We start from the raw sequence: 21,157 nt of genomic DNA on the forward strand, positions 1-21,157 counted from the left end.
TGGTTGAGCGATGACAGCGGATGCGTTTAACCTGCTGCCCGATCGCCTGAAACTTCGGCAGTTGCGAATGGACATCTACTTTGCCGCCGTGTTTACAGATCTTGTCCGACACTCAGCGGTCTGGAACAGGGTTTCGCGCGATTCCATCACAACTACAATCGCCGAATATCGATACCTGTCTCAGACGCTTGCGAGCCAATACGGTCGGCGGCATGAGAACTTTACAGGTGATGGGCATCTTTATCTATTCGAATCTGCTGATGTCGCCGTGCATTTCTCGTTGAAGCTGATTGCATACTGGAAACAACGACGGCGTCACTTGATGTCGGACCCGGCTCACGACCTCCCAATCCGGGTCGGTTGTCACTTCGGTGAGTGTTCTCGAATGCACGACGACGACGCCTGGATCGGCCGAGCCTTGAACATCGCCAAGCGAGTGGAATCCTGTGCCGACCCAGATACGCTTTTCGTCACGCAGACAGTTCTGGATCTCATCGACCTACCGGTCTACCTCTTCCACGAGGTAAAGGTCTTTGAGCTGAAGGGCGACTATCTGCCGCGACGTCATCTCTACCGCATCGTGTCTGTCGATCAAACTGCGCTTGCCGCCAGATCCGTTGAGCAGATGACGGCCGAGGATTGGTTTTTGAAAGGGGCAGGGATCGTCGGTACCGATGATAGGGCGCTAGCAGAAGAACTGCATTGCTGCGAGAAAGCATTGGAGCTTCGACCGGACTATCCGGAAGCGCACAACAACCTTGGCGTCATCTTAAAACGCGGTGGTGACCTCGTGGCGGGCGAAGAACACTACAGAGATGCCGTTCGCCCTTGGCCTCAATATCCAGAAGCTCATTACAACCTGGCGATCCTCCTCGAAGAAACTGCTCGGCCTGAGGAGGCCGCATTGCATTACCGGGAGGCTCTTAAGTGGCGGCCCGAATATGTGGACGCCCTTCTGCGTTTGGCCGGTCTGTTCGACGCCAGGGGTGATCGGTATGAGGCAGAACATCACTTTCGAGAGTCACTGCGGCTCCGGCCTGGTTTTGCCGAAGCGCACAACAATTTCGGGGTCTTCCTCGAAAGCCTGGGCAATGCGGACGAGGCTGAGTCGCACTACATACAGGCGTTGCAGGCTAGGCCGAATTACGCCGAAGCTCACTATAACTACGCCATACTGCTCGAAGGACGAGACCTAGAGGAGGCGGAGGCACACTATCGTGCAGCCATAAGGTCGGCACCGGAATACGCGGAAGCTCACAATAATCTCGCGGTGCTTCTTCACGAGAAAGGCTCATTTTCGGATGCGCGCTCGCATTATCTAACAGTAATAAGAATGCGTCCTGCTGACCCTCAAACGTATCGGAATCTTTCTCTCTTGCTCGCAGCGATGGGGGAAAGCGAACAAGCCGACCGATACGCCCGGAAGGCGGCCGAAATTATCGTAGGGTGATCTTTTAATCAGTCATCCAGACCGTCAACTGCCGAACGACGCTTTTGGAGAACCTAATCCAAGTGCATCATGGCCAATCTTGAGGGTAGGGGATCAGCCTCCCTCTTGCAAATGCCATGAACACTTCGGTCGGTGTCTTATAGCCCAGGCACTTTATCGGTAGGTCGTTCAGATGGTGAGCGAGTTGAACCAGCGCTGATTGCGGTACTTCGGCCAGGTCAGTGTCGCCTGGCATGAAGCGGCGAATGCACTTGTTGGCGTTTTCGACCGCACCTTTCTGCCAGGGTGCACTGGGGTCGCAGAACCAGCTGCGTGCGCCGATGCCATCTTCCAGAGCCCTGAAGCCGGCAAACTCCGTGCCGCGGTCAAAGGTGAAGCTCTGGCGTGCGAAGCCTGGCAAAGGAGAGAATGTCTCGATGATCTTATCCACGATCGGACGCGAGTGCCGGCTTTGGTTCTTGATCATCACCGTGTAGCGGCTTTTGCGCTCGACCAGTGAGGTGAGGTTGGCATGGCCGAGGTCTCGCTCGAAGATCAATAGGTCGCCCTCCCAGTGGCCAAACTGCGTCCGATCATCAATAAAATCGGGTCGTTGTGATATCCGATGACTGGCCGGAAATACGCTATTTCGCGGCTTCCGCGATCCACGCGGGCGGCGTTTGCGGCGCGCCTCCGGCAGGTATCGATAGAGGCCAAGCCCGTAGTCTTCCTTGCCGTAGATGAAGCGGTAGATGGTCTCGGCGCAGATGCGAACCAGGCTGACGCTGTCGGCCAGCAGACGGCCAGCGATCTGTTCCGGTGACCAGTATGCTTTCAATCTCTCAATCACCATACGACGCAGATGCGGATGGCGCCGGAGCTTTCTCAAGCGCCGGCGCCGCTCTTTGGCGATGTCATCAGCAACTGTCGAGAAGTAGCCACTGTATTCGGGAAGCTCGTGACCTCGAAAGGTATTGCGTCGGATCTCACGATAGATGGTCGAGCGGTGACGGCCGAGCAGACGCGCCATCTCATTGATCGGAACCTTGCGCTCGACCAGATGATGAAGGCGGCGCCGATCGGCGAGGGTCAATTGCTGATAGCATCGGGACATGCCAAAATCTCCAAAGCGAAACCATTGAAATCACTGGCATGTCGCACTTGAAAATAGAATGTACCCGTGTGAGTTCATGCTGAACCGCGACTTGCGGGCCGTCTCAAGCTATCCCGCATTCCGCATTTGAGCGAGCAGCTTTTTGCGGAAGACTTCGGCGGGCGTTCGATAGCCCAGGCATTTGCGCGGCGTTGCGTTGAGGTGGTTGCAGATCTCGATCAGATCTGCGTCTGTGACCGACAGTGGATCGACCTCTCTCGAAAGCCATTTCCGTACCCGACCGTTGGTGTTTTCGACCGTGCCTTTCTGCCAGGGTGATTGTGGATCGCAGAACCAAGTGTGCGTGCCGATGCTGGCCTGGAGGTACGGCCAGTCGGTGAATTCCGTCCCGCGGTCGAAGGTTATTGAACGGCGGGCGAGATGGGGCAGGGACTGCAGGGCTTGGATAAGGCCATCCATCACGGGTCGGGACTGCCGATCATTGTTGCGCAGAAAGATCGCGAAGCGGCTAACCCGCTCGACAAGCGATGTCACGTTGGCCTTTCCGAACTTCTTGCGGAACTGGATCAGGTCGCATTCCCAATGGCCGAACTGCTTGCGATCGGCAACGACGTCTGGACGACGCAGGATGTTCAGTTCCGGGCTAAACCGTTGACCGTGCTTGCGTCTGGCATGTCGTGGCCGACGTCGCGCACGGTGCTCCGGCAGATGCCGCCACAGCTTGATAGCGTGCCCGTCAGCCGAATATGCGAACTTATAGATCGTCTCGTGGCTCACGGAGATCGGATGGCGTTCCAGGCGCATGCGGCCGGCGATCTGCTGTGGTGACCAACCGTGTACGATCCGGTCGATCACGGATTGACGGACATCAGAGAAGCGCGCGAGCTTCCGCAGCTTCGCACGACGTTCGCAAGCCATCTCATGCGCCGTCACGCAATAGTAGCCGCTGAGATCAGGTATCTGCTTGTCGACGAACATGTTGCGTCTGACTTCGCGAAAGATCGTCGAACGATGTCGTCCAAGCTTCTCGGCGATGACCTCGATGCTGAGGCCAGCCGTTCTCCAGCGAGCAATCTTACGGCGTTCGTCCAATCCAATCTGCGAGTAGGTGCGTCTCAGCGCGTTTTCCTTGCGACTGATAACCCATTGGTATCATTCGCAAGTCGCACTTCATCCTTGAACCCAACGAGGCGCGGCGCAGATCGTGACGCGCCACTCGGAGCGGCAGCGGTACCACATTGTCGATCTTGTACTCTTCGCGCTCTATCCTGCCATGCTACCACGCGAGACAGGATAAGCCCTAGAGTCCAACGCGGATGGAACCCTAACCCGGCCTTGGATCTGACGACAACCCATAACCTTCCAGTCTCCGACGGCCACCGGGAAGCGACCCGGCTTCAGTCCGGCGGCCGTCCGGACCGTCAGCAAATGGCACACCGCAAGCGTTATTTCTCGGTCTTTTGTGGGCCGCGCCAATCTTGCGTCTTGGGGAAGCATACCAACGCTCGAAGCCCGCCTTCCGCTCGATTTGATAGCGTGAGCCGCCCCCTGTGAGCTCCAATGATCGACAGCGCGATCGCGAGCCCCAGTCCCATTCCCCGGTTTCCCGATTCCGTGAGCTTTCCAGTCGATAGAGCGGTTCGAATACATACACGACTTCGTTCTCTGGGATTCGCAGGCCCTCGTCATCAATCGTGATCTCGATTCCGAGCAACGTGTCGCCGGCACCCTGGTCGGCCATGAGGTGAGCGATGAACTCGCCGTTGTCATCCAGCGCCAGATGCAGGTTTCGCCATCGCCGACGGGACTTGGCTCCATGCTTCTCGTCCAGCCATAATGCTAATTGCGGAAGCAGCGGCGGCCGTAAGGACCAGGGTGCCAACCTCGCGGGCAGCTGTAGAGGGGACGGCAGTAGCCATAGGGACCACGATGAAAGCCGCGGCCACAGCCGTCGGCAACGCGGATCACCTCGCCCGAGGCTGCCTGGGTCTGATTGAGCGGAGCGATCGGCATTGCCTGCGAGGTGGTGATCGTTGCAAGGCTCATAGCCAAAGCAAAGGCAGAAGCAGAAGCAGCAAGTAATTTCATTGAGATATCATCCTTTCTTCCGAAGTTTGCCGAGAAACCTCGGCGGTCCGCTTTTACCAACCGAATGGCGCAATGTCCGCCAATCGATCAAGAGTACCCGGTGACCGGGTCAAATATTTAATCTCAGCGATAGCGCCAGCCATCATGCCACCGCTCACGATGTACCCAATAACGGCGTCCGTCCCAGAAGCCACGGTCGGGATAGAAGATGCCAACTGCTGGACCGACCGGCACGACAAAAACGGGCCTATAATTCGGGCCGTTCGGGCGACAACGATAGGGAGGGGGCGATGAAAGCCGCGACTGCATCCGTCGCGGGCTTCAGCTGGTGAGGTAGCAACAAAGCAAGTTGCGGCCGCTAAGGCGAGTAAAGTGAGTTTTTTCGTGTGTACTTCTCCTTTTGAAAAAATTGATCGTTGTACCGTCAATGCTTGAACGAAACAGATCAGCAAATCCGTTGGTGCACTTGCGAGAAAATTGGGTTTGCCGCCCCATCTTGCTCTTACTCTCGGCAGCTAACTTACGATGCCCGTCACCACCTCATACGGAATCCGACTGTTCCCTTGTAAGCATAGTTGTCACCGATGTTGGCAAGGCTTGTATTAATCGAGCCTTCGCCATAGAGGGAGTATTTGCCATTGCCCCAGTCGTAGCTGCCGCCGACCCCGAGGCCACCCCAGAGTCGGTCCTGGGCGTTGGCAAAGGCGGCATCGGAGACGGTGGCCTTTGTCCCGCTGAGGAACTCGTTGTAGAGATTGGTAATACCATAGACGTTGACGCTTGCCGGCTGGCCGCTCGCGTCGCGCCAACTGTCACAATAGTCGATCGAGAGACCGAGGCGTGCCTTCAAACTTTCTCCGTCGTTTAGCGAGACGCCTGCGGCGAAGGGGTCGGTAAAGCCGTCGAATGTCACCCGCGAGTAAACAAGCTGCGCCTGCGGAGTCAGGGACCACGCGGGCGCAATATCGATGCGCTTACCCATCTCCAGGCCGAAGGCGTAGCCGAAGCCGTCATTACCCTTTGTAAGGCTGCGGTTGACGCTGCTCGAGGAAAGATCGCTATCATACCATGTCGCCTGCGCCTGCCCATCGACGTAGAGACCGCTGACGTCGTACCAGGTCAGAGTGCCGCCAAAGCCGTAGCCCGCAGTGTGGACCTTGCCGTCGCCGTAGATCGAGAAGATATCGGCGGCGTTCGTGCCATAACGGCCGGTAACCCCGGCGATAAGCGATCCTGAGTCGTTCTCGAAGACTTCCCCATCGACGCCGGCCTGGAACTGCCACGTCGAATAGTCGTAACTCGTCCCGCTGGTCGAGGTTCCGGCATCGATGTTGGTCCGGCCGGTATCGATGCGTGCCCAGACGCCATCGCCCGTGGTCGCGCCGCTGCCGCTGGGAGCCCACGAGCGATCCCCAACGCGCTGCCGCAGCGTGGGCAGGCCGTTCAAGCCAAGCAGAGTCTGTGCATAGGCTTCATAGATAGGCACGCCGGGCTGATAGAGTGGTTTCGAAGCGCCCGGGTCGGTCTTATCGAGTGGATTTGCCGTGCCGCCCGGATCGGCTGCCCCACCTGGATTTGCCGCGTCTCCTGGATTGGCTGCGGCGGTTGGATCGACCAGCGACGAGCGCAAATACCAGTCGCCGTCCGTCGGCGTGGTGACACCGTTCTTATAAAGCCGATAGGCATAGGCGCCCCCCACGACCGCCTGATCTCCATGAAAGATATAATCGCCAAGTAGCGTGAAGTTACCGCCTGATGCGCCCGCAACATCGACGATCTTGATGCCTTCCATCGTCTGTGCGCCGGTGCCTCCGGCGTTCGTAACCTTCAAAACGCTGTTCCCGGACGTGTCGCCATTGATGGCCAGTTTGTCGGTCACCGAATTATCGCCGCCGAGAACTGTGGTGACGGCCAACATACCGCCATCGCCGATGTAGTTTCCAATGGTGGTGAGCGTGGTGCCGGCCTTCTGTCCAAAATCGATGACACCGCCATTCGTGAGCGACTTCACAGATTGGTTGAAATCGTTGAGAGCCAGCGTGCCGCTCTGGTAGACGTTGACGTCGGACGAGGCGCTGAGATCATTTTCTCCGCCCGCGGCCAGCGTTCCAGCCTTTACAAAGGTTGAACCGGAGTAGTTGTTTTGTGCATTGAGCAGGGTCGTGCCTGCCCCCGTCTTGGTCAGACTGCCCGCGCCGCGGAAGACGCCCGTATAGTTGAGGGTCGTTCCAGCCACCGTTTCCAATGTGCCGCCAAGGTCCTGCAGTTCCGTGGCGCGATCAATGGTGAAACTATCGGTCGTGCGCAAAGTGCCGCCATTGAACGATATGCCGCCAGCCGCATCGCCAAGATTGCGATTATTGGAAATCTGGAGCGTGCCGCCATTGACGCCTGTGCCACCCGTATAGGTATTGTCGCCATTGAGTATCAAAGTCCCCAGATCGGTTTTGACGAGCTTCGAATTGCCGGTTAGTTCGGAGTCGATCGTTGCTGTAAAAGCCGCCCCCTCGGTTGTGCCGTCGCCCACACGAATGATAGAGGAGGGTGAGCCGACGAGAGTAATCACATCACCCTGAACAACATATCCGTTGCTGGCAAACTGCATACCGGACGCCTTGACCGCGCCAAGTCTGTCGTCAACCGTCACCGTGCCCGCGGTGGCCATGAAGATAGCGAAGGCACCGTCCTGGTAAGGCGCGTTCAGAGCGCCGGTCTGCTCTGTCCAGTTGGTGTTTGCGCTGCCGGACGCAGAGCTTTGCCAAACACCAGTGCCGCCATTGACCTGGCCATTGAACTGTGGCCCGACGTCCCAGAAGTTAAGGTTCAGCCCACTCGTATTGATGAGATTGACCTGCTTGTCCACGGAGGTCTGAACATAATAGCCCGTGGCCGGAATTGTCCCGATATCAAGTCCGTTGTTGGTCAGACTGCCATCATAGCTGATAACGCGATAAATACCGGGGTCGAACGAACCACCTAGCGGCGTCGCGACATTGATCGTACCGTCGAGAACAAGATTACCCTTGACGATCGTATGGTCGTTCAGCGGACCGCCGACCACATTAGCCTGACCAAAGCTATAGTCGAGACTAGAACCGTCGCTTAGGTTAAGATCGCCGTTGATTGTTAACGTACCGGGCGCGGTTCCAGCGCGGCCGGGCGCGAGAATTGCGCCGTCCTGAATAGTCACGTCGCCGCCTATCACTCCGACACCGCCAATCGTGCCGCCATTCTGAACTGTCGTTGCGCCAGTTGCGGCAAATTGATCGCCATTGACGTAGAGCCCGCCGTTAGTGACCGTCGTTTGCCCCGCGTAGCTATTGGCGCCCTCGAGATTGAGAACGCCGGTCCCGGTTTTCGTCAAGCCTCCGGCGCCTGTAATGGCTTGGCTGACCGTGGTGGTATTGCCGTTGGTGTCGAGAGTGCCGCCACCGGCATCCAAAGTTATGGCGCGGGTTTGTGTCAGATCGAACGATCTGTCGAAGCGTAGCGCACCGCCGCTGAAGGTTAGGCCGCCGTTGGCGCTGCCAAGCGCGTTGTCGGCGCTGATCGCAATCGTGCCACCACCGATCGTAGTCCCGCCCGAATAAGTGTTGCCGGCGATCGCATAAGGATTGAGCGTGAGTACGCCCGCGCCAGTCTTCTCGACAGCTCCGCGGCCGACAATCTGGCCATTATACTCGCCATTATCTGGCTGCACGAAACGGACGAGGCCATCGTTTTGGACGTTATTGAGGTTGTTGGCCGGATTTGTCCTGGTCGGAAGGCTCTGGGCCCGGGCCGCAAGAGTACCGTTCGCCTGTACGATGACATTGCCAGTATAGTTGACGTTGTCGCCGGTTAAGGCCAGTGTGCCGTCTCTTACAGTTACGGTCGTGAATCCGGACAAACTGCCTGAGACCGTCCAAAGCCCTTGGCCATCCTTGGTCAAGGTCGTAAAGTTGCTGATCGCTCCCGCAAGCGTGTCGCTGGAACCTGATGTGCCTTGCAGGAAAAGGCTGTTGGTACCGCTGCCTCCATTGATCTTGCCTGTAACAAGCGAACCCGGCTCAAAGGTCAGATTATCGTTGCCGCCTGCGAAACTGAGATCCCCGATGACGCGGGCGTTGGTGCGATTGATGAAGTTGATGCCAGCGCCGCCGCTTGTGCCGATAACGCTGCCGCCGCCCAGCTTCTCGATGATTCCGTAATTGTCGATGGTATTCTTAGTGCCGGTCACTTGATCTTGAAACCAGATGGCGGCACTGCTCTTTCCCTGTATCAGACCATAATTCGTCAGGCTGTTACCAAAACCATGGAGGTTGATCGCCTCCGCGGTTCGGCTGGTCCCTGTTTCAACGACGCGACCTCCAGCTTCGACCAGGATTTTGCCGTTGCTACCCAATTCGATCGTGTTCGGACCTGTTCCAAACAATCCGTTGCCATTCGTCGTCGTGCTGTTCGTAACGGTTGCCCCGCTTCGCACATTGATCGTCGCGCCGTCACCGACGCTGATCGCGTTCGTGTTGCCGACGCCGATCGTTGAACCGGGAGAGACTTCTACCGTCGCGTTGTTATAATTTCGTCCAGTTCCGACCCGGCTTGTCCAGGGATTGGGAGCAGCGGTATCGCATGTCGTTCTGGAGCCGTTCGTCGTGCAAGCGGCCTGCGCGTCGGAAGGGATCAGCGATGCTGCTGAGGGAATTAAGATAGCGATAGCGATCGCGGAACTCGATGAAATAAGGTAATCTTTTCTGCGCATTAAGCCTTCCTCATTACGTAAGCCGCGGAATCCTTGAGATTGTATATTTGCATTGTTGCAATCCAGGGGCGCGGACGGCGAACATGCGCGACCAAAGCGCTACGCTGTTCCACCGAATTTTGTTTCAGAAGGGTCCAAGCCTCAGTCGATAAACGGCTGGCAGGATGAAGGCACGACGCCCAATCCTTCCTCGCCCAGCGACTTCCATGTCGTTCGTCGGCTCGGCCCGATGCGAACTGCGAGGGCGGGCGAAATTTACCCGCGGTGCAATAGTTTCAGTTCGCGTCATCAAGAGTTTCTTTCAGTACTATCTCGGCACGAATCTTCTCCTGGGCGATGAACGCGTCGCTCCTATATTCTGGCGGCGAGCTCTCGGTGAAAGCGTGCGCTCGTGGAACCACGACGCCTGCTTTTTAAAGGTCGGCGCAGCGGATGATTGCGATGATCGGAATTCAACTTTCCAAACTGAATATGTGGGCGGCGGCGCCGTTGTCGGCGTTGTTCTTAAGCACTCGCCGACCGATCGTGTCGGTGCGATACCTAATCTCCCGCTTTCGCCGAGAACCTTTTGGCGTAATCCTCAATGTTCAGAAAAGGCTTCAATCGATGGGATGTAGGCGGCCCACACATTGATCTCAGTAGTCGGTTTTCTCGTTTAACCACTGCGATGATGTCATAAGGGGTTGGCTTGCCATACGAATGGGTCTTGTTCCAGATCGTGTTCTTTGAAGAAGCGGTGATGGCGGGCTGCGGCTCTAAAACGGCACCGTGCGGCTCGAAGCAGGGAATTGCTCTCAGTGGTGATTTCACCATATATGTCATATGGTCCATATACTGGTGCCATGCCCATATGAGCGGGGAAGGCCCCAATGCGCCGGCTTCAAAGTGGGATTGCAGAAAAGATAGCCCTGCACATGCGACGCGCCGGCGGATCTTGCCGCGTTGAGTTCGGCGAGGGTTTCAATACCTTCAACGACGACTGTCGGCGCCACGCACGATGCCAAGGTGACCATACATTCCAAGATCCGCTCATCCATCGCTGGTTGCCGTGGCTTGACGAACATGGCGTCGATCTTGACAATATCCACTGGAATGGACACGAGAGCCTCCACGGTGGAGTAGCCGGTCCCGAAGTCGTCGATGGCGATTTGACAGCCCAGTGACCTGAGGGATTCCAGCCTCGCCGCAGTCTCGTCAATTGTCCCAATCGGCAGGCTCTCCGTTATCTCAAGAATCATACGTGGCGCCAGGGAGTAATGTCGGACGATTACTTCGTATAATCGACTCCAGGTTTCGCATTCCCAGAAGCTGCGGGGAGAAATATTACAGCCTATCGATCCAGCGGGGTTTTCCGAGAGCCAATCAAAAGCCAGTTCCAGCATATGCCTGTCGAACGCTGCAATCATGCCGGACGCCTCAAGGGCCGGTATGAAATCTCCGGCTACCCTTACTTTCCCGTCCGGCATCTTTAGCTTGGCTAAACATTCGTGGTACAATATAGCGTTTGAATTGCTAATATCGCAAATTTCCTGCAGCGAAAAACCGACAAATCCGCTTTGTATAGCGTTGAACACTGTATCATCAATGCTGTTATTCTCGATATATAGCATCTAAAGATACTTTCCATATCACAGACATTATTCGCCGATAGATTCAATGACGCTGGAGCCAGCAATGATTGTGGGAACCTCGGTGGCATATTGTCTAGCTGGTTCGGTCTGTGGTTTTGTTATTCCTCGCCTTGCCGCCCGCCGCGCATGAAAACCTGCGCGACCATTTCAAACTGACCGCTTTGCCAATGTGGCATGACCTATGGATAGTCCTGCCCATTAACTGACGCGCAACCAAGCGGCGCGAAAATAACTCCCGTCCTCTGCGTTTCCGCGACGCGTGTTAATTGACGTAACGGGCGAAACCGCTCAAGTTCAGAAGCTGACAGCAGGATGGTCTTGCCCACATCGAGCCTTCTAGGTGACATAGATCCTCCGTCCATGCTTTTGAAATCGGTGTTCCTCTTTTAAAATCGACCATTTTTTGCCGCATAATCATCATTTGCTGGCTGGGCTGCGAAGTCGGAACGACAGGGAAACCTCACCTGGCAGCGGTCAATGGATAACCTTCTTGCAATCCATACGCTGTCGATGTCGGCCGCCTCTAACTGGACGCAAGTTACACGCCGCACTTACCCCAAAATATGCTTTAGTCGGATTCCTCCTGTATCCCGTCTGTGCGGACGCATCGCGTCCCTTTGGCGTCGCTGCGAGTTCCGGCAAGCCCCTACGGCTCTGATGGCTTTTGAAAGGTCTTTGCTTCAAAAACCGCACTGCCGTCGAAAAGGGCGCGGGAGATCGAAAGCGGCTGTGCCGGCGCTGGCATCGGCCACAGTCGGCGAGCTGGTGTGGCAATGAAACCTAGGTGACGGCCCGCGGCCAATCCACAATTTGGAGAGAGCGGTCGACAAATTCGGCGAGGCGATAGACTTTCATCTATCCACGACGCGTGGTGCCAGAGTTGCAAAACGCTTTTCGAACAAGGCCCTCAATGGTCCGAAGGAGTGGGAGAAGCCGATCCGACCATCATCAACATAGACAAGGCGCCGGCCTACGGCGTTGCTATCTCAGAGTTGAAGGTTGAAGATAAACGCGCGAAAGAGCTTCCCAACAGTTAGGTCAAACATCTGACGCTCTCGTCGAAGCCGATTGGCAAGTTGAAGCCGCTGACGAGCCGGCTCGAGCCTCTAAGACGTTTAACGCCGCTAATATGACGGTCGAAGGTTGAGATCAGCGCCCCTTGCGCAGGGCTGGCGGCGATTGACAATCTAACGGGGGAGTCGGTAGCGAAGCACGCATTGTCAAACCGGACGTCCGGCATCGAACTGCTTATTCCTATACGTTTTTGATGTCGCGTGAGTCCAATTCGCGCGGGTTCCGCGGGCACACATCTCCTATGCTTCAAGTAGCATTATTCTTATATTCGGCATACGCGGCGACATATCACGTTCCTTTGCTCTCGTTGCGACTTTCGCGGTTAAAACGAAGGTTAAACGAAGGGCTGGAGCCATACGCGTTTTTGTAAAGAAGGGCAAATCGTCCTGGATTGGAGAAATTCAGGCTTAGCGCGAGATCAATTACGCTTTCCGCTTGGCCGGCCCTGATCGCGCCATGAGCGGCAGCAAGGCGATAGCTACACAAAATCGCCGTTGGCGTCTCTCTCCGATATGTGTGGAACATGCGCTGGAGTGCTCGTCGACTACAGCCAGCTGCCTTAGCCACGTCGTTCAGATTGATTTTATTATAGAGATTATCGCGCATAAAGGCTTCCGCCCTGAGAAGCTGCCTTGGCATATCTCCTACCGCGCCATGATTGAAGGCTTCAACCATATTGTGTGGCAACCTCACGAAAAGCTTGACCAAGGCCAATTGTTCATAGGCTTTCGCGAGCATCGTTTTCTCGTGCTGCGTGGCAGTGCTAAGATCCCTCTCCGCCTGCCGAAGCGCCGCATATAGCCCATCTACATCGTGTTGCTGAAAGAGAGCAGGAGGCAATATGAATCTCTGCCCATATGGCATACCGGTAAGCTCCTCGAAATATCCCCGCAGCACCGATGACGGAATCTGGAGCAGCAGCCAGGAACTATCGGCGCCGATCTGTAATCTTTCTCCCCGCTTGCCGCTGATAGTCGCGACATGATTGACTGGGACGCGAACTATCTCGCGGCTATGCCGATCGTAGGTTTGTACCTCTCCCGCCAGCACGAAAATGATATTCACACAAGTCACGTCGCGCTTCGCAATGCCTACAATGCCGCGGGAATGTTCCGCGTTGACGATGGATATTGAACGGAGGGGGTGCTTATCAAATTTAAAAAAAACGTAAGGTCCGCCAGCTCTTTGGGACGGGGTCTCCCATCGCCATTCCGGCTCCAGAGCACTAAGATCGCGGATCATTGCGTGGCAAGAACAATCTTCAAAGCCACGAATATATTGCTCAAAAGCCTTCATAGATGTGATCATTCGTTGCCCTGTTTTAAGCTTCCCGTGACCTAAGGCCTCGCGAAATGGCTGCTCAAATTAGAACCGCTAACAACATCCCTCGATCCCATGGGCCACCGTCGCGTTTGACTCAGGCAAAAATAGGCGAACGCCTTATGGCAGAGCGCTCGACTGCCGACGACAGCTACGGCCTGCAAGTCTGGCAAGTCGCGAGTACCGCTGTCCGAAATTGATCAAATGCCCGCGCCATCGGAAGTAATCATGGTCTCGATATTGCCAGATGATACCGGAAAATATGCACTATCATCCGACAACCCATTCTTGTCCAAGAATAGCAACGACGCCCGACCTATTCTTTGAGAATCGATCAGCGGCTATCGAAATCAATCATTTTCCAGGTTATAAGCTGCCACATATACGTCCTCGCGCTCCGCGGAGAGCTATGCGGATAGGCCGCAAGTTAATTCCAAAAGCTCGTGGCTTACCGATCCATAAGTGTTCTCAGACCGAAATTTGCCGATCCTTGTTTCTAACGTTCCCGGTCTTTGTCAACGAAAGGCAACAGTCGCGGATCTGATAGTGATGCCACCCTAGGGGCTTTGGTGCTTCTTGCCATCGATAGCAGCATCGATCGCGTGCTCAACCGCATTGACCTTGAGGCATCCAGAGATATCGCCGGCCGGAATGTTTAGTTGTCTCGTTTTGGCAAAGCACCGCTCACCCAAGAAAGCGCTTTGCATCGTTGTCAATGCGTATGGAGCTGAACTTTCGTCGAAATTGCATCAAGGGGACGACCATCAGATAGAGACCTTGCTATTGGACGCCGTTTGCATTCCTTGATGCTCGATAGTGTCCGCGGTGACGCGAGAGCAAAGCCAGGCAGCGACAATGGAGCCATTATTCGATGCTTTACTCAGCAGCAGGTGTACCGGAAAATAGATCGCATGCGAAGGATGCGATATCGGTTGCATCGACGTATCCAATGCATAGAGGCACCATTAGCCGCAAATCTTGCGATACGCTGAAGGCGTGTTGCCCATTATTCTCTTGAAGACACTCGTGAAATGTGCGTGATCCGCAAAGCCGCAAATGACAGCGATGTCCGCGATGGGCATTTTGGAACGCACCAACAGTTCTTGCCCCCGACGCACGCGAGCGCGGATAAGATAGCGGTGAGGGGTCTCCTTCATTGAATTCTTGAACCGGTAAACAAAGATCGTTTTGCTAACTCCCGCTATCGTCGCCAGTTCATTCAGCGAGAGATCGCGAGATAAATTCTGTTCAATATATTCCAAAACCCGTTGCAATTGCCGACAGCTGAGCTTGCTTCCACAATCCGCAACGAACGGTCTTTTTCTTTCGACCGCGTGCTTAGCCAACACATCCGCGGCTAACGCGCGAGTCAGATATTCAATTTTAAGAATGGAATGATAGACCGGCTCGCGCAATGTCCATTTCACAGCATACATCAACGAGGCGAGACTAGGACAGATCGCACCAAATTGTGGAATGATCTCGATATCGGCTGAACAGTCAAATAGTTCCCCAGCCACCTCGCCCAGCAGATTTGCCTCAATAGATACGTCCAAAGCTCGAGTAGGAACCGAAAGCCGTGTCGAAAGAGGCATTCCCGGCGGAAGCAAACTAATCATGCCCGCAGGCATTTTGTGCTTCTCCTTGCGCCCGTCGAAGCGAAATTCGCAGTCGGTTTCTGAAAGGCTCATATCAATCCAAAGGCAGCTCGCCACATGCTGCCTTTCGATGGGCTCCTTCTCGACAATGGCCGCATGCAACGTCGGCCAACCCAATCGCTCACTCTCTTCCAAGAGGACGACCCCTTTGGCGGTATCCAGTACTGTGTTGCGTCGGCTGAAAGAACGCTCCGCTATATGAGAAGCCTCAACGCCTATTCTATTTAATCGTTCTGTTTTGTTGCTGGACAACGCCTGCGGATCCTTTAGTAAGATATTACCCGATCGTCGGTCGGATCAGCCCAGCGGGTGTTGGGCACGGTCGAAAACCAGCCCGGGCGAGCTGGATCGCGATCGTAAAGATAGCCACCCAACGACTTGAACAGCTCCGAATATCGGCCGAGCTTCTCGCGGTCGAGTTCCACGCCGAGCCCGGGACCATCGGGCACTTTAATTGCGCCGTTGGCATATCTCATCGGGCCTCCGACGATGATATCGTCGGTCAGCTGATGATAATGCGCATCGGCGGTGTAGACGAGATTCGGCAGCACCGCGCCGAGATGCAGCATGGTGGCAAGCTGAATGCCTAGTTCGCCGGAAGAGTGCACGGCAATGCCAAGCTGGAATGTCTCGCATACGCCTGCCGCCTTGATACAAGGCCGGATGCCGCCCCAGAAGGTAGTATCGAGCAGGATGACGTCGACGGCTGGATTTAGCACATTGGTCGCAAGCTGTTCGAAGTTGATGACGATGGTGTTTGTGGCAAGCGGCATATGGGTGTTTTCGCGCACGCGCCGCATGCCATTCAGCCCCCAGGTCGGATCCTCGTAGTAGTCATTATTGAGATCCTCGATACCCTTTGCAAAACGGATGGCCTCCTCGACGCTGAAGGCGGCATTAGGATCATATCGAACGGAATCGCTGCCAACAGCCTTTGCAAGTGCGCGGAAGACCTCGAGCTCGTAATCTGGCGGAAAGACCCCACTTTTGAGTTTGTGCGCCTTGAAGCCATGACTGCGCTTGAGCTCCAGTGCCTGTTCGATCAGCTGATCAGCAGTGCGGATTTCACCCTTGCCGGTATCCTTGTTGGGTAGGCGAAAGAAAAGATAACTCGCGAAACCGACCTCATCGCGCATCTTGCCGCCAAGGACGTCATAGGCCGGAACACCCAGGAACTTACCGATGATATCGATGCAGGCAAATTCGATTGCCGCGTGCATCTGCGTCCGGTTGTTGTAGAGGCTGGCGGTCGGATTGCAGATCTTGAAACGCAACTGCTCGAGTTCAAACGGGTCATGTCCGACAAGATAGGTCTTGAGGGCGCGGAACGCTGCCTCGGCGCTCTCGCCTCCGCCCCCCATCTCGCCGAGACCGATAATGCCGACATCCGTTTCGACCTCAATGATCGTGCGCACGAAGCGCCCCCAATGCGCGCCATTGGAGTGCCGTAGCGGCGCTTCCAGTGGCACGGTCACGGTTGTCGCTCGGATGTCGGTGATCTTGGGCCGCTTCATGCAGGTCTCCGTTCAATTGAATAGAATTAGTTATTCAGGCAGCGCGATGCCGAGCTTGGCCATAGTGCCGCCGTCGATTTTCATGTCAGCGCCGGTAATGAAGCGAGCCTTGTCACTGGCGAGAAAGGCAACCAGATCCGCGACTTCTTCCTGCTTGCCGACACGGCCGATCGGATGACCCTTACCCCATTGAGCGATCATCTCGTCCTGGGTCATATCACCCTTGAAGAGATCAGCGGCCCAACGAAGCATTGGCGTATCGATCGAGGCTGGACAGACGGCATTCACGGTGATGTTGTCGGCGGCATGATCGAGAGCCATAGCGCGCACCAGCGCGTTAATTGCGCCCTTGCTCGCCGTATAGGCAGCGACATTTGCTTGAGAGGCATAGGATTGTATCGACGAAATCGCGACAATCGCGCCACCGCCCCGCTTCTTCATTTCCGGAATGACAAATTTCGCAGCGAGATAAACGCCTTTTAAATTGATATCGAGCACGTCGTCCCAGACGTCCTCCGGCGTGTTTACGACGGTGCCATAGCGCTGGATGCCGGCGCAACAGGTGAGGATGTCGACACCGCCATTCCTCACGACAGCTTCGTCGACGGCGCTACACATATGTCCGGAATTTCGGACGTCGCCAACAAAGCCGGTTGTTTTGCCGCCAATCTCCATCACGGCCTTCTCAACCGAATCTTTGTCGTTGGAGACAATCAGGACCCGTGCTCCCGCCCTGGCGAACCGCTCAGCGCAAGCGCGGCCCATGCCCAAGCTGCCGCCGGTTACGATGACGCTCTTGCCGTCGAATTCCATTTTCGGCGCTCCTCCACCCGATGAAGTTAATAACATTCTACCATACCAGTATGTCAATAGTCGAATTTAGGTTCCTCTACACCACGAAACTCCGTCTTGATCGCGAGCAGGCTGCCTTCGAGCGGATGGGCGTCGAGATGTTCGTCCGTCATGGTGAAACGGGCCGAGGTGACGTAGAGGGTCGAAAGATCCGCGCCGCCGAATGTGCAACTCGTTGGCCAAGAGATCGGCAATTCGATAAGGCCCTTGAGTGTGCCATCGTTGCTAAAGCGCGCGACAGCCGCGCCGCCGACCACGCGACAATTCCAAAGATGATCGTCCGCATCGAGACAGGAGCCATCCGGCAGCCCGCGCTCAAAACCGCTGACAATCGTGCGGCGGTTGGCGATGGCTTTTGTCGCGGGGTCGTAGGCGAAGGAGTAGATTTCATTTGCAAGCGTGTCGGCAAAGAGAAAGCGGTTGTCGCGCGTCCAGCCCATGGTGTTGGTGATGCCATACTCGTTGGGAGTAAGCCGCATGATCGTGCCCGACGCATCGATGCGGTAGACCGCACCGGTGTTGGCGGTCATATCCTTGGGTGTGCCGTCCTGATTGAGATTGTTCTGCATCGTCGAGACCCAGAACGAGCCGTCCGGCGCAACACGGCCTTCGTTCAGTCTATTGTCGGGCATGTCCGGCTCCGGCACGGCGAAGGTTTCGAATTTCTCACCGGGTCGCCAGAAACAGACCTCGCGCGCCAGCCCAACAATGAAGCCGCCGTTCTTGCACATGCCGATCGAGGTGGGGAAATCAGGTGTCGGCCATGTATTGTGCCGGCCAGTCTTTACCTCCAGACGATGAATGCGCTTGCCGCCGATGTCGACCCAATAGAGTGCGCACTCGTCATGCACCCATAGAATGCTTTCACCGACGATATCCTGCGCCTCGAAAATAACACTGGCCTTCATTGGCGCTCCTAACCGTTTCCAAAACTTCCAATTGACAATAGGTAAACTAGGATCTACATCAAGCTTAAATGAAACCTATATGATAGGCAAGGGCGGAGCTTGATAGAGATCGTGTCGGGGATAAAGGAGGCAGGGGATCGGCAGGGAGCGAATGAAGGCCTCCTCGGCGGCGTGATGCGCTCGGTGAAAGCCTTCATTCGCGACAATGGGCTTCAGGTTGGCGATGAGTTGCCGAGCGAGGGCGCTTTTGCAGAACTGACCGGCACGTCGCGAACGATCGTTCGCGAAGCCTACCGTTCGCTTGCGGCGCTGACGCTGATCGATATCGGCAATGGACGGCGGGCCAGGGTGGCGGCACCAAGGGCAGACGTGCTGGCAATGATCACCGATCATGCTGTTCATACCAACCAGGCGACGATCCAGCAGATCTTCGACGTGCGGCGAACCATCGAGCGACGCACGGTGTCGCTTGCCGCGCTGCGTCGGACCGATCGCGAGGCGGGGGACATTTATGCGCTGGCCGAAGCCATGCAGCGCGATTTCGACGATCCGCAGAAGGTCATGGAGCATGACATCGCTTTTCACGAGGCGATCGGCGTTGCTTCGAAGAACCCGATGTTTTCCTTGATTGTCGGCTCCTTCCATGTCGTGACGCGTCACACCTGGCCGATCGGCTGGGCAAGCCGCGGCAGTAATGAAACCAGGCAGGAAAGCATCGACGGCCATTTCGCAATCGCCCAGGCGATTGCCAATGGCGATCCGGCCGGGGGTGAGGCGGCAATGGTCGAGCATTTCGACCTGACCGTAAAGGCACTTTTGGCGGCTGGAGTATACTGATGAAGATCACCGCATTCGAAACCATTCGCGTCAAGGAATTTCCAAACATTCTCTGGGTGAGAATCCACACGGATGAGGGTCTCGTCGGGCTCGGTGAGACATTCTTCATGGCAGAGACCGTCGAGGCCTATATCCACGAAGTCGTGGCGCCAAAGCTCCTCGGCAGAGATCCCCTGGAAATCGATAAAATTTCCAAGGATCTGACCGGCTATCTTGGCTTCCGTTCCACAGGGGTCGAAATGCGCGGCAATTCGGCTGTCGATATCGGCCTATGGGATCTGTTCGGGAGGGCGACGGACATGCCGATCGCGCAGTTGCTCGGCGGCTTCTCGCGCCGCGAAATCCGCACATACAACACCTGCGCCGGCAACACCTATATGCGTGACGCCAGCGGCCAACAGACCGGGAATTACGGCATCGGTGGCCCGAGGCGCGACTATGACGACCTCAATGGCTTTCTCGACCGTGCCGACGAACTGGCCGAGGACTTACTATCCGAAGGCATCTCGGCCATGAAGATCTGGCCCTTCGATATCGCCGCGGAGGCGAGCAGCGGCCAATATATTTCTGGACCTGCACTGCGCAAGGCGCTGGAGCCGTTCGAGAAGATCCGCAAGCGGGTCGGCGACAAGATGGACATCATGGTCGAGTTTCACTCGATGTGGCAGCTCACTCCAGCCATCCAGATTGCCCGTGCGCTCGAACCCTATGCCACGTTCTGGCACGAGGATCCGATCAAGATGGATTCGCTCTCCAGCTTGAAGCGCTATGCGGCGGCGAGCCGCGCGCCTTTATGTGCCTCTGAGACACTTGCGACGCGCTGGGCCTTTCGTGATCTGCTGGAGACCGAAAGCGCCGGGGTCGTCATGCTCGATCTTTCGTGGTGTGGCGGCATTTCCGAGGCAAAGAAAATCGCAACGATGGCTGAGGCCTGGCATCTGCCGGTCGCGCCGCATGACTGCACGGGACCGGTGGTATTATCGGCGTCGACGCATCTGTCGCTCAATGCACCGAATGCACTCGTGCAGGAGAGCGTGCGAGCTTACTACCGTACTTGGTATGCGGATCTCACTACGCAATTGCCGACTGTTGCCAACGGCATGATCACTATTCCGCCGGGGCCGGGCCACGGGGTCGAATTGGCCGACGATCTCGAGAAAAAGTTCAGCGTTTCCCGCCGAATAGCCAAGGCCGAAGCCTGAGGTCCGCAAAAAATACTTGACTTGTATGGTAGTAGGTTAGTACGGTCCGCATTGAGGAAGACATCGGGAGAAGAGCCACCACATGCGTACAGTGCAATCCTCAAACGTCTTCGTGATGGGTGAAGCAGTCGGACCGCAGGTCTATCGCATCCTGCGTGAGCGGATCATTCAGGCTGAACTTTTGCCGGGGGAGCGGCTATCGGAGTCGGATGCGGCCAAATCCTTGTCGGTCAGTCGGCAGCCGGTACGCGAGGCCTTCATCAAGCTCTCGGAGGAAGGCTTGGTGCAGGTATTGCCGCAGCGCGGCACCTTCGTCACCAAGATTTCCGTGGCTTCGGTCATGGATGTGCGTTTCGTACGTGAGGCGATCGAGGCCGATATCGTCAGGCACGTTGCCGAAAGTCACGCGCCTGAGACGATCGCCGAACTGCGTCGGCAGCTGCACGAACAGAGCAAGGTGCCACACGACGATCGCGCGGCTTTCCTAAAGCTCGACGAACTCTTTCATCGCACGCTCGCAGCAGCGGCCGGCAAGGTCTATGCCTGGAGCGTAATCGAAAGTGTCAAGGCGCAGATGGACCGCGTCCGCTTCCTCTCCGTCGACGACATGCATGTCGGAAAGTTGATCGAGCAGCATGAGAGAATCGTCGACGGCATCGCGGCCGGCGACAAGGCGGCAGCCGAGCAAGCGATCCGGTTGCACTTGCGCGAGATACTGACGTCTCTGACGGAAATCGCCCGTTTCCGCGCTGAGCTGTTCGACGATACGGCACCTACAGAGTAAATCAC

Annotated in this window: 14 protein-coding genes and 2 pseudogenes; 4 read left to right on the forward strand and 12 right to left on the reverse strand. The window is 56.2% G+C overall.

Annotation, left to right across the window (positions count from 1 at the left end; all coding sequences use genetic code 11):
* Positions 1 to 10: 10 nt before the first annotated feature.
* Positions 11 to 1,450 (forward strand): tetratricopeptide repeat protein, encoded by a 1,440-nt coding sequence (locus FHT85_RS07280; protein WP_246779900.1) that lies wholly within the window; start codon positions 11 to 13, stop codon positions 1,448 to 1,450.
* A gap of 67 nt (positions 1,451 to 1,517) precedes the next feature.
* Here FHT85_RS07280 and FHT85_RS07285 read toward each other — a convergent pair whose 3' ends face one another.
* The 12 genes and pseudogenes from FHT85_RS07285 to FHT85_RS07335 all read right to left on the reverse strand — a co-directional run bounded on the left by FHT85_RS07285 (position 1,518) and on the right by FHT85_RS07335 (position 18,329).
* Positions 1,518 to 2,543, reverse strand: coding sequence for an IS30 family transposase (locus tag FHT85_RS07285; RefSeq protein ID WP_112413058.1), 1,026 nt, complete (start codon positions 2,541 to 2,543; stop codon positions 1,518 to 1,520).
* 108 nt (positions 2,544 to 2,651) lie between these two features.
* Positions 2,652 to 3,662 (reverse strand): IS30 family transposase, encoded by a 1,011-nt coding sequence (locus FHT85_RS07290; RefSeq protein WP_112413057.1) that lies wholly within the window; start codon positions 3,660 to 3,662, stop codon positions 2,652 to 2,654.
* A gap of 598 nt (positions 3,663 to 4,260) precedes the next feature.
* Positions 4,261 to 4,374 (reverse strand): annotated as a pseudogene (locus FHT85_RS07295) (IS5/IS1182 family transposase); the annotation flags it as partial.
* 8 nt (positions 4,375 to 4,382) lie between these two features.
* Positions 4,383 to 4,631, reverse strand: a complete 249-nt coding sequence (locus FHT85_RS07300; RefSeq protein WP_112413056.1) for a GCG_CRPN prefix-to-repeats domain-containing protein — start codon at positions 4,629 to 4,631, stop codon at positions 4,383 to 4,385.
* A gap of 123 nt (positions 4,632 to 4,754) precedes the next feature.
* A pseudogene (locus tag FHT85_RS30975) lies at positions 4,755 to 5,041 on the reverse strand (hypothetical protein).
* 122 nt (positions 5,042 to 5,163) lie between these two features.
* Positions 5,164 to 9,372, reverse strand: a complete 4,209-nt coding sequence (locus tag FHT85_RS07305; protein ID WP_112413055.1) for an autotransporter outer membrane beta-barrel domain-containing protein — start codon at positions 9,370 to 9,372, stop codon at positions 5,164 to 5,166.
* 818 nt (positions 9,373 to 10,190) lie between these two features.
* Positions 10,191 to 10,982 carry an EAL domain-containing protein gene (locus tag FHT85_RS07310; protein WP_112413054.1) on the reverse strand — a complete coding sequence of 264 codons (792 nt, stop codon included), beginning with the start codon at positions 10,980 to 10,982 and terminating at the stop codon, positions 10,191 to 10,193.
* A gap of 1,383 nt (positions 10,983 to 12,365) precedes the next feature.
* Positions 12,366 to 13,373 (reverse strand): helix-turn-helix transcriptional regulator, encoded by a 1,008-nt coding sequence (locus FHT85_RS07315; protein WP_246779901.1) that lies wholly within the window; start codon positions 13,371 to 13,373, stop codon positions 12,366 to 12,368.
* A gap of 989 nt (positions 13,374 to 14,362) precedes the next feature.
* Complete coding sequence (locus tag FHT85_RS07320) at positions 14,363 to 15,307, reverse strand: helix-turn-helix domain-containing protein (RefSeq protein WP_162709816.1); 945 nt, start codon at positions 15,305 to 15,307, stop codon at positions 14,363 to 14,365.
* Positions 15,308 to 15,321: 14 nt separating this feature from the next.
* A complete protein-coding gene (locus tag FHT85_RS07325) occupies positions 15,322 to 16,569 on the reverse strand; it encodes an enolase C-terminal domain-like protein (protein ID WP_112413050.1) in 1,248 nt (415 codons plus the stop codon).
* A 30-nt stretch (positions 16,570 to 16,599) separates the two neighbouring features.
* Positions 16,600 to 17,382, reverse strand: a complete 783-nt coding sequence (locus FHT85_RS07330; protein ID WP_112413049.1) for an SDR family NAD(P)-dependent oxidoreductase — start codon at positions 17,380 to 17,382, stop codon at positions 16,600 to 16,602.
* A 53-nt stretch (positions 17,383 to 17,435) separates the two neighbouring features.
* Positions 17,436 to 18,329 (reverse strand): SMP-30/gluconolactonase/LRE family protein, encoded by an 894-nt coding sequence (locus FHT85_RS07335; RefSeq protein WP_112413048.1) that lies wholly within the window; start codon positions 18,327 to 18,329, stop codon positions 17,436 to 17,438.
* Positions 18,330 to 18,503: 174 nt separating this feature from the next.
* On the opposite strand from FHT85_RS07335, the gene FHT85_RS07340 reads away from it, so the two are divergent.
* The 3 genes from FHT85_RS07340 to FHT85_RS07350 all read left to right on the forward strand — a co-directional run bounded on the left by FHT85_RS07340 (position 18,504) and on the right by FHT85_RS07350 (position 21,152).
* The gene (locus tag FHT85_RS07340) at positions 18,504 to 19,166 is read left to right on the forward strand and encodes a FadR/GntR family transcriptional regulator (RefSeq protein WP_112413093.1); all 663 of its coding nucleotides are present in this window, start codon (positions 18,504 to 18,506) and stop codon (positions 19,164 to 19,166) included.
* Positions 19,166 to 20,368: a mandelate racemase/muconate lactonizing enzyme family protein gene (locus tag FHT85_RS07345; protein ID WP_112413047.1), complete on the forward strand. Its 1,203-nt coding sequence runs from the start codon at positions 19,166 to 19,168 to the stop codon at positions 20,366 to 20,368. Before FHT85_RS07340 ends, FHT85_RS07345 begins: the two co-directional genes overlap by 1 nt.
* 82 nt (positions 20,369 to 20,450) lie before the next feature.
* Positions 20,451 to 21,152 (forward strand): GntR family transcriptional regulator, encoded by a 702-nt coding sequence (locus FHT85_RS07350; RefSeq protein ID WP_112413046.1) that lies wholly within the window; start codon positions 20,451 to 20,453, stop codon positions 21,150 to 21,152.
* The last annotated feature ends 5 nt before the right edge of the window (positions 21,153 to 21,157 follow it).

Source organism: Rhizobium sp. BK312, assembly GCF_014193605.1.
GTDB lineage: Bacteria > Pseudomonadota > Alphaproteobacteria > Rhizobiales > Rhizobiaceae > Rhizobium.